Genomic DNA, 10049 nt, shown 5'->3' on the forward strand with positions numbered 1-10049 from the left:
CACCCTATTTCAGATGGGACAAAGTAATCTCCACTAAATCAGAAATTTTTACTGACTCGTAACCTGCAATACTAGTGTGAACAGTATTGTTCAAAGGCTTTGTCCAGTACGCCGGAATATTCTTTGCACCCAACATCATGCCCAAAATAGATCCAACGGTAGCGCCGTTGCAATCGGTGTCAAAACCAGTTTCCACTGCCATGCAGATGGATTTGCTGTAATCCATCCCACCGTATAGCAGACATGCCGCCACGATCATGGCATTAGGGATCGTATGACACCAGTCGTATCCATTGGCCTCATCATACATGGTGTGAATTTCATCGAGGCACTCTTCTGCACTGCGGCCGCTCTCATACCAGGACAGCACCTTCTCAATGGCCTCGGTGAGGCGGGACTTTTCAGGGATTTCCTGGAGCCCGGCTTGAATCACCTCTTTGATGTCACTGCTTACTGCCGCGGCTGCCAACATAGCCGCTACGAACATTTCCCCATAGATACCGTTTTTCACGTGGGAGACAGTCGCATCCCGCCAGGCCATTTCCGCTGCTGACTGGGTATCTCCAGGGTTGATGTAACCGTAATAATCTGCCCGGATCTGCGCGCCGATCCATTCCCGGAACGGGTTTCGGAAAATCGCCGACTTAGGCGGCACAATACCGATAGCCGCATTTAGGTACGCAGCCTGCTCCGCTGTACAGTAAGACGTTTTGGGCATGCTCTCCAGCCAGGAATCCACCACGTTTACCGGTTTGAAATCCCTACCGTATTTTTTGAGAATCCAGACAGCCGCCAATGTGGTGTAATTGGTATCGTCGTCCATGGGCATGCCGTCTACGCAGCGTAACCAGCAGCGGTCTTCAGCCAATTCCAAGTCCTTAATGGTCTCGGGCGTAGGGTCGAAGTACCCTGAAAGCTTAGTATCCCCTGCCGCCTCAATGATCTTTTTAATTACTTTTGAATTAAGCCCCTCTACCGGTTTTCCCAGCAAACAGCCACAGATTCTTCCCAGCCATGCGCCGTGTATTTTTTCTTTTAAGGCATCACCAGTCGGAACCGGCGCAAAATCTTTCCGATTTTTGGGTCTCGCCTCACGGATTTCCTCCAAATCAGACGGCTCCAAATAAGGATATCCCTCCTTCACCGGTGCTTCCAGCATCGCCTTGAACAACACGTCAGCGCAGTCTTCCCGCACTGGCCCCGCGGGCAGTTTTGACACCGCGTTGACCAGTTCTTCATACTGTTCCACATCCTTACCTTCCTCGGTGTTTTGGCGGAAATCGTTTTGGAGGTTTAGGGAGTACCAGCCGATACCAGGATACCTTTCGTGTTCAAACCATTTCTGATCGATGTTCATTTAATCACCATTCCTTTTTAAATTCACTGTAACGCTGCCTTTTTTCAAGGCGAAAGGAATAAATACTGATATGAAAATGTTTTCACACAGTTTCTTCCTTTTGAGCAGTTGATTTCTGCCTGTTATAATGCTATTATAAAGCTGAAATATTGACGATTCTACTCAATAAGGAGCATTTTCTATGCAAAAAAAGGCGATTTCCAACTCACTGACAGTAAAATGTCTTCCCGTGCCGCTGGATCCGGAGTTTCCTGTTCACTGCTCTGACGACGTTTACGACCTTCCCGCTCTCCCGGTCACCTACCTCCATTATCATTCCTCGCTGGAGCTAGGGGTTTGCCTGGAGGGAAGCGGCGTCTTCTATATCGGCAGCCAGACTTTCTCTTTTTCCCAAGGTGACGTATCCATTATCTTTCCCAATATCATCCATATCGCCCAAAGTGCCCAGGAAAAAGGCAGCAAATGGCGCTTCATTACCGTCGACCTGCCCCACATCATTGACAACTCCAAAATTTCCACCCCCTTGGACGGCAGCATGCTCTATAGCGGTATTGTCTCTTCAACAGAAGCGCCCACTCTCACCGAATCGATTCAACGCCTCATGGAGGAACTCATTTGTCAAAAGGAGTACCGCTCCTCCGCAGCTTCCGCTTGGATTCATCTCATTTTTGTAGAAATTCTCCGCTATTCGGAACAAAAAGATATCCTCCCGACATTCGATCCGCTCTCAGACCAAAAGATTGAAAAAATCTCACCCGCCATCCTACATATCACCCGCCATTACAATGAATCTATCCGGATTCAGGATTTAGCTTCTCTTTGCAGTCTGAGCGTTACGGCATTCCGAAGAAATTTTATCGCGGTCATGGACATCGCCCCTCATGAATATCTCAACCGTGTGCGGGCGAACATGGGGGCGATTCTCTTGATAAAAAGCACGTTACCGGTAGCCGATATTGCCTATGAAGTGGGATGCTCCTCCATTTCCACCTTCAACCGGATTTTTAAGGAATATTATCATACCACCCCTATTGCTTACCGTATCTCACAAAGGCAGCAAAATAAATAATTGAAAGCCCATCATCCCGGTACCGGGATGATGGGCTTTACTTTTTGTATAATATTATTCATCAATTACAGATTTGCGGTACTGTGAGCGTTTAAATTGAGCAGGAGTCATACCAGCGGTGCTCTTAAACATCTTAATGAAATATCGGGTATCGTTGTACCCTACTTCATTGCATATCTCATAGATTTTCATATCGCTGTTGAGCAGCAGGCTTTTCGCCAGTTCCACCCTTTTCTCCATTACGAATTGAATAAAGGACTTTCCAACTTCCTGCTTGAAAAGCCTGCTAAAATACGCCGGGGCCAACCCCACAAAGTCAGATACCGACTGCAACGTAATGTCACTTTTATAATTTTGCTCAATGTAATAGATAGCTTTGTTTACCGGAGACAAACTTTTCTGCATTTTGATGTCGTGCAGAATCTGTATAGTCGATATGGCGTACTCCTCGATATGGTTGCTGAGAACACTCAGCCTGTCCGCCTCAGTAATTTTTTCAAAGGTAGCCTGTATATCGGTGATATCCCCACAGAATGCCGACCGCATCTGGACAATATCCATCGCAATGTTTCGGTAAAGTCCCAAAACCACATCGCAGCTGTAAATCGGATTGTTCCGAATTTCATCGGATAAGTTGATAAACAGATGGCGGATTCCCATGGTGTCCTCCTCCCGCAGCATGGTTTCCATCATACTTTTATCATAAATAGCGGGAATGAGAGTTTCGTCGCTAATGGCGGCAATGTCATCATAAAACATGACCTCTTCGTTTTCATACAGGAAGTGAAACCGCTTCACTGTCATGCATTGGGACAGTCCCAGCGAAATATCGCTATTCATATGAAAAATACTGCTGATAGAGGTAAAGGATTCTAGGCCGTTTTCCTGTCGGCACACCTCACAAAAGCGGCTGAAAAAGCTTTTCAGGCTGGAGCGGACGTGGGCGGTACTTGCCCCTGAATGAAACCGCTGAATACCAATGACATACTCTGTTCCTAAGCAGCTCCCCATATAGTTACGGTCCCCTTCAAAAATCCCCTCTAAACGGTTTCTTACTTCTTCCAGGCCATTTGTGGAAATCAAAAAGACCACGAACTGGCAGTTGGTTAGGGACAGCAGAAAATCATCACAATAATTTTTAAGGACTGGCGAAACAATGGCCTTATTGTGAAGCAAAAGGCTCAAGACTTTTTCTTTGAGGGAGTTGTCATATTCTGTCAGACGGCGATCCGTCCCCCGTTCCTCCAAAATCTCCCCTTTTATTTTTTCAATAACCTCGATGACGCTCTCCAAGCTGGCAGGTTTGGTCAGAAAACTGGAGACGCCGATATTGGCCGCCTCTTTGGCATATTCGAACTCCTGGTATCCGGTCAGGATGACGAATTTGGCACGGGATCCTTTATCCCGTGCCCTCCGCGCCAGCTCTAGGCCAGAACAAATGGGCATACGAATGTCGGTAAATACGATATCGGGGGCCAGCTTTTCGATTTTTTGTAAAGCCTCTTCCCCGTCAGAAGCCTCCCCAACTATTTCAATTTCGTATTTCTCCCAATCGACAATACTTTTGATACCCTGACGGAACCAGTATTCATCATCCACTATGAGCAGTTTAAACATCTGTTAATCCTCCTTGCCGATATCCAGCAATTTATCTTCTGTATAAGGAATCAAAGGTATCTTGAAGCTGACTTTTGTACCAGCGCCCACTTCGCTTTCAATATGGAGTCCGCATTCCGGACCGTATGTGTGGAGAAGCCGGTGATGAACGTTAAAAAGCGCATAGCCCTCAACCGATTCCTGGCGATTGATGAGCTCTTCCAGATGGGCCACTTGTACAGCATCCATGCCAACCCCATCATCAATGACCTCAAACGCAGCGTACCCTTCCTCCAATTGTCCCACTACACGGACAGAGCCTTTTTCCTTTTTGGGTTCCAGTCCATGAAAAATGGCATTCTCTACCAATGGCTGAAGTAAAAATTTAATGATGCCGTAAGGATAAAGCGCCGGATCGATCTCTACCGAAGCACGGATTTTGTCCCCAAAACGGTACTGCTGTATTTTGATATAGTAAATAATTTCATCCTGAATCTTTTCAATGGAAATGATGTCTTTTCCCTTGCTCAAATTGATTTTGAGGTAGCCGGAAAACGCAGAAATCATATCAGATAATTCTTCATTTTTCCCGAGCCTGGACATCCAGTACATGGAGTCCAGCGTATTATAAAGAAAATGTGGATTGATTTGGGATTGAAGTACTTTCAGCTCGGCATCCTTTTTCATCAGCTTCAGCTCATAGAGTTCTTTCACCAGCTTGTTAATGCTGGCAGTCATACTGTTAAAGCCGTTATAAAGGCTGGCAAACTCATCGCTGCGCTGCTCGGTCAGGACCACGTCCAAATTGCCTTCTCCTGCCTGCTGCATGGCTTTTTTGAGACTTTTAATCGGCTGGTAAAGAGCATTGGACATAATAAAAGCAAAAACAATCGCAACTAACACGCAAAGCGCCATCAAAAAGACAAAAACATTGAGTTTTCCAAGTATTTGGTGAACAATTTCTTCCTGAGAGTTGGCAGTAATAAAATACCATCCAGTATAAGGCGAAACCATTGTTGTAATCTGATAGTTTTCCCCGTCAATGGACAAGTCCTGCACTTCCGTCAAGTCGGGCAGGCGTTCAGCCAAGTATCTTTGATCAAAATAAGTGCTTACAGCGCTGGTAAAATTAGAAGAGCTGATCAAATCTCCCTTTTCGTTAACAACGGCAGTAAATCCTTTGTCTCCACTGTTAATGTCTTGAATCTGACTATAAAGACTGTCATTTCGAATCCAAACGCACAAGGCGCCCATAATATTTCCCCGGTAATCTTTCATCAGCAGGGCCACACGAAGGCGATCTCCTCCTGCATGAGGGCTTTCTTTATCCGGAGGGATCCAGCAGAGTTCCCCATCTGAGGCCAAAGCCTTTCCATACCAGTCAAGACCTTCGCCGGATTTTGTTCTAGTATCCGAATTCAAGGAATCTACGAGATACTTATCCTGTTCATTATAAAAGAAAATATTTTCGATACCGAGGCGGTCAGATGTTAAAAAGCTGTTGTACAGAACCTGCTGTTCGTATCTCATTCGTTCCGACAGCGCCACCGCATAATTCTCACTTCGACTGCCGGAAATATAGACCAAATCGGAAATGTAGAAGCTAAACACCCGATCTTCTATATTATGAAGCATATTATCCATATTCTCCACGACCTTGTTAAGAATGCGGCTATCGTTTTGATAAGTCTGCTTTTTAAACATCGACAAGGTGACAGAATAATTAAAAATAGTCAGCAAAATCAAAGGGACGATGGAGATCAGAAGGAACAACACCAGCAGCTGTCGTCGAAAACTGCCGTTCATACTCAGTTTTCTCACTCTTCCCCTCCTCAAAATTGCATTTCAATTTTGTTTTGTATAGTTAATTATACCATAATTGCCGAAGATATCAACTAACTTATTGCAGGACTTTAAATTTTTTGTTGAGAAAGCGTGAGAGATTTATGGGTTTTTAGTAAAAATAACCCTTGTTAGTAAAAATAAAACTATTTTCCGAATAGGCAACTTATCCTATAATAGTAAGGTAAATGCAAATGCTGGAAAAATGGTGTTGTAATTTTTGGGAGGATAGTGGGAAATGCGCAACAGAATCATCGCAGTTACGCTTGCGGCCGTTCTTTGTGGGGCTTTGACAGCAAGCTGCCGCAATGGTTCCACCGAAGACACTTCTTCGGCTCCTTCCCCTGTCACCTTGACGATCTGGCATAATGATACCCAAAGCAATGACCCCGGCAGTAGACAACAGCGCATTCTGCAGGTAGCAAACCAGTATATGGAGCTTTATCCCCATGTGACGATTGAAACAGTAGGCAACGTCGGGGAAGAAAAAATGTTTACTTCGATGCTGGCTGGCAGCGGTCCCGACTTGGTTAAACCAAATTGGGTTTTCGGAGGCCAGTGGGGAGCGACCGGTGTTCTTGCTGATTTGACAGATTTAGTCAATCGTGATGATAATTTTGATAAAGACGACATTATTTCTGCAGCGTGGGACCGATGCACCTACAAAAACCGCATTTATACAATTCCAGATGAGATCAATTCTTCTGAGTTTTACTACAACATAGATCTGCTGTCCCGAAAGGGATATGACGGTCCGCCAAGAACCTATCAGGAATTGGTAGAGATGGCGGTTGATCTGACGGAGTATGATTCTGATGGAAAAATTGTCCGGGCGGGCTTCATTCCTGATTACCCGTGGATGGAAAAGGTTTTATGGCCTGTGGCATTTGGCGCAAAATGGATCGATCCGGAAACAAATAAAATTACATTTGACAGTCCGGAGATGCACGCCGCTTATCAATGGCAGCTGGATATTTACAATACGATTGGCTATGACAAACTTTTGACATTTAAGACCAGTTTAGGGAGTGGTACGACTAATGTAGCCGGAAGCCCTTTTATTGACGAAAAACTGGTAATGCAGTTTTCTGGTGAATGGCTAATGGATGAAATTGCCCAGCAGCGCCCTAATATGAACTATGGCGTTACATATTGCCCTTACCCTGATGGGAAGCCGGAGTTGGAAGGTTCCATGTTTATTACCGCTCATGTATGGGGAATCAACAAACGTTCCGATCAGACATTAGAAGAAAACTGGAAATTTTTGTCTTATCTTACTTCTAAAGACATTATGAAGCAGCTCTCCGCAGGATATAACGGAGATGGAATCCTCATGGCGCGTAAATCAGTGTTGAACAATTTACCAGCATCAGTACATCCTTTAAAACGGAAAGTTGCACAGATGCTGCAATCTGACAAATGTACCGGATTCCCCATGTCTTTATATATAAATGACTACCTTGTGGAGATCGACCAACAGTTGACTTTGGTCTTTTCCAACAAAATTTCTCTCGATGACGCTTTGGAAAACGTCACCGTTAAAATCCAGAAGTTTGCGGATGAAAATCCGATAAACGATTAATATAGACTAATAGCAGAATACATTTGTGGAATGGGCGTCTGTAAAGATAACCGCAAAAGCGATTCTGCTAGTAAAAAAGGAGAGAAATACATGAAGCAAAAGAGTGCCCCTGCCAGAATGAGCTCCCAGGCCCGCAAGTATACCATGTATGGAATTGTTTTTGCACTTCCGTGGATCATCGGGTTCTTGGCGTTCACAGCGTATCCCATCATTGCGTCCATTGTGTACAGCTTTACCAATTTTAACGGTTTTGCGATCAAAGGCTTTGTGGGCGTAGAAAACTATGTCAAATTTTTTACCGAGGCAAAAAACCTGAATTCCCTGTGGAACACACTATATATGTGTGTATTCAGTCTGCCAGCCAACATCGTTTTCTCGCTTTGTATGGCGTTGCTTTTAAGCTTAAACGTCAAAGGCCAGTCGGTTTTCCGTACCATTTTTTACATTCCCTCTGTAGTTTCCGTCGTTGCGGCATCTATGGTATGGGTATGGGTATTGAATCCGTCTTACGGTATTTTGAATAAATTCTTGATGGCGATCGGCGTTCCCGCCAACTCTGTTCCCGGGTGGATGTACGACCCCAACTGGACGAAGCCAGCGCTCATCTTGATGGGCATGTGGGGCAGCGGCGGTATGATGCTTATCTTCCTTGCATCGATCAAGGGAGTTCCTCAATCGCTTTACGAGGCGGCAGAACTAGACGGCGCAAATGCTTGGAATAAATTCTGGCATATCACCATGCCCGGTATTTCTCCCGCAATGTTCTATCAATTGGTTACCGGTATCATCGGTATGTTCCAATACTTTACTCAGGCTTATATCTTCTCCAGCTCTTCTGGAAACGTCAGTGCACAGGACGGCGGCCCAGGAAACTCAATGCTGTTCTATTCACTGCACCTGTACAACCAAGCGTTTAAGTATATGAACATGGGCTTTGCCTGTGCAATGGCTTGGATTTTGTTCATCATTATCATGATCGTTACTGCCATTATTTTTGCAACCTCTGGTTGGGTGCAGTACGGCGATGGTGAATAAGAAGGAGGAGAAGAGAAATTATGAAATTATCCGGTCGTAAACTTACATATAACATCTTTGCATATGTACTTCTGGTGTTGTTCTCCTGCGTCTTTATCATTCCATTATTGTGGCAGGTGGCGACATCTTTAAAGTATCCTTCCGACGTATTCAATACCTCAGCGGGAATGCTGAGAAGCTTGATTCCAGAAAGAGTTCGCTTCCAGAACTACCCTGACGCGTTGACGAGAATTCCATTTTTCAATTACTTGTTGAACACTTTAATTGTAGCTGTTATTCCTGTTTTGGGACAGGTCATTTCTTCCTCTTTAGCGGCATACTCCTTTACCAAAATTCCCTGGAAAGGCGGAAAGGTTCTTTTCTTGATTGCCCTTTCTACTATGATGCTGCCCAGCCAGGTCACCATGATCCCCTTGTATGCTACTTGGGTAAAATTCCATGCGATCAACACCTTCTGGCCGCTGATTCTCCCCAGTTTCTTCGGTGGTGCATACAATATCTTCTTGTTGAAACAGTTTTACTCCACCATACCGTCAAGTTATCTGGATGCGGCGCGTATTGATGGCGCAGGTGAGTTTACTATCTTAACGAGAATTATGATGCCTCTGTCCAAACCGATTTTGACCACTATTTCGCTGTTTACCTTTATCGGTGGCTGGAACGAATTTATGGGTCCCTTGCTGTACTTAGAAAGTGACCACTACACCTTGGCGATTGGTCTTCAGGTATTCATGCAAGAAAATGCTAGCCAGTGGGAACTTCTGATGGCTGCATCGACTGTCTTTATTATTCCTCTGATTGTTATCTTCTTCTTAGGCCAGAAACAGTTTGTCAGTGGTATCGTAATGACCGGATTTAAATAATCGTTGAGCTCGGCTTAGATTCGAGCGGCTTTTAATTGAAATAAAAATACCCCCTAGTACTTTAACTAGGGGGTATTTTTTCATATTGTTGGCGATAAATACAACTGTAAACTCTTTATGCTCAAACTTCCAAGTCCATTTAGTTTCAACTGCTTCATATCTCTCCCTAACAAAAACTAAATGTAAGCAGCTTAAGACTCAGTAGAAAACCGGGCATTGACAAAGCCTGAACTCCAAGAAAAGCTCTAATTAAAATTGTATCATAAGGTATAATTTTTATGAGGGCTTCTCCCAACTAAGTGGTTAATTATAACTTTTATCCAGACTTCCCATCGCAATAACAAAATTCAAAAATATTTTATATTCGTTTCTTGTACGCATCAGCTATTTTATCTGAAAAACAAACTCCCCGATTCTATAAAATCGGGGAGTTTGTTTGCAAAGAAGGATTTCCTTCTCATGCCATAGTAAAAATATATAGGAGATTAAGGAGATTAGGAAGACTACTGTTATTTCACCCACGCGCCGGAAGCGTCTACCTTGTATCCGCCCACGGTGGTGTTTGCTGCCATTTTGCCGCTGGCGCTAAAGTAGTAGCATTTAGCATTTACCCAATTCCAGCCTGTCGCCATGGCTCCGCTGTCTTTCAGGTAATACCAGGTATTTCCCTGCTGCAGCCAGCCGGTCATCATAGCGCCGTTGCCT

At 44.5% G+C, this 10049-nt stretch carries 7 protein-coding genes and 1 pseudogene; 4 read left to right on the plus strand and 4 right to left on the minus strand.

What is annotated here, in order from left to right; all coding sequences use genetic code 11:
• Positions 1-4: 4 nt before the first annotated feature.
• Complete coding sequence (locus H8710_RS12645) at positions 5-1357, minus strand: ADP-ribosylglycohydrolase family protein (protein ID WP_249296205.1); 1353 nt, start codon at positions 1355-1357, stop codon at positions 5-7.
• A gap of 181 nt (positions 1358-1538) precedes the next feature.
• Here H8710_RS12645 and H8710_RS12650 point away from each other — a divergent pair, with 181 nt between their 5' ends.
• Positions 1539-2426 carry an AraC family transcriptional regulator gene (locus H8710_RS12650; protein WP_249296206.1) on the plus strand — a complete coding sequence of 296 codons (888 nt, stop codon included), beginning with the start codon at positions 1539-1541 and terminating at the stop codon, positions 2424-2426.
• 54 nt (positions 2427-2480) lie between these two features.
• On the opposite strand, the gene H8710_RS12655 is transcribed toward H8710_RS12650, so the two are convergent.
• Positions 2481-4043, minus strand: a complete 1563-nt coding sequence (locus H8710_RS12655) for a response regulator (protein ID WP_249296207.1) — start codon at positions 4041-4043, stop codon at positions 2481-2483.
• A 3-nt stretch (positions 4044-4046) separates the two neighbouring features.
• Positions 4047-5843 (minus strand): histidine kinase, encoded by a 1797-nt coding sequence (locus tag H8710_RS12660; protein ID WP_249296208.1) that lies wholly within the window; start codon positions 5841-5843, stop codon positions 4047-4049.
• A gap of 259 nt (positions 5844-6102) precedes the next feature.
• Between H8710_RS12660 and H8710_RS12665 the strand changes: the two genes are divergently transcribed.
• The 3 genes from H8710_RS12665 to H8710_RS12675 all read left to right on the plus strand — a co-directional run bounded on the left by H8710_RS12665 (position 6103) and on the right by H8710_RS12675 (position 9344).
• Positions 6103-7446: an ABC transporter substrate-binding protein gene (locus tag H8710_RS12665; RefSeq protein ID WP_249296209.1), complete on the plus strand. Its 1344-nt coding sequence runs from the start codon at positions 6103-6105 to the stop codon at positions 7444-7446.
• A 90-nt stretch (positions 7447-7536) separates the two neighbouring features.
• Positions 7537-8481 (plus strand): carbohydrate ABC transporter permease, encoded by a 945-nt coding sequence (locus H8710_RS12670; protein WP_249296210.1) that lies wholly within the window; start codon positions 7537-7539, stop codon positions 8479-8481.
• Between the two features lie 20 nt (positions 8482-8501).
• Complete coding sequence (locus H8710_RS12675; protein WP_249296211.1) at positions 8502-9344, plus strand: carbohydrate ABC transporter permease; 843 nt, start codon at positions 8502-8504, stop codon at positions 9342-9344.
• Between the two features lie 509 nt (positions 9345-9853).
• Here H8710_RS12675 and H8710_RS12680 read toward each other — a convergent pair.
• Positions 9854-10049, minus strand: a pseudogene (locus H8710_RS12680) (N-acetylmuramoyl-L-alanine amidase family protein); the annotation flags it as partial.

It is taken from the genome of Fumia xinanensis (assembly GCF_014384905.1).
Lineage (GTDB): Bacteria > Bacillota > Clostridia > Oscillospirales > Ruminococcaceae > Fumia > Fumia xinanensis.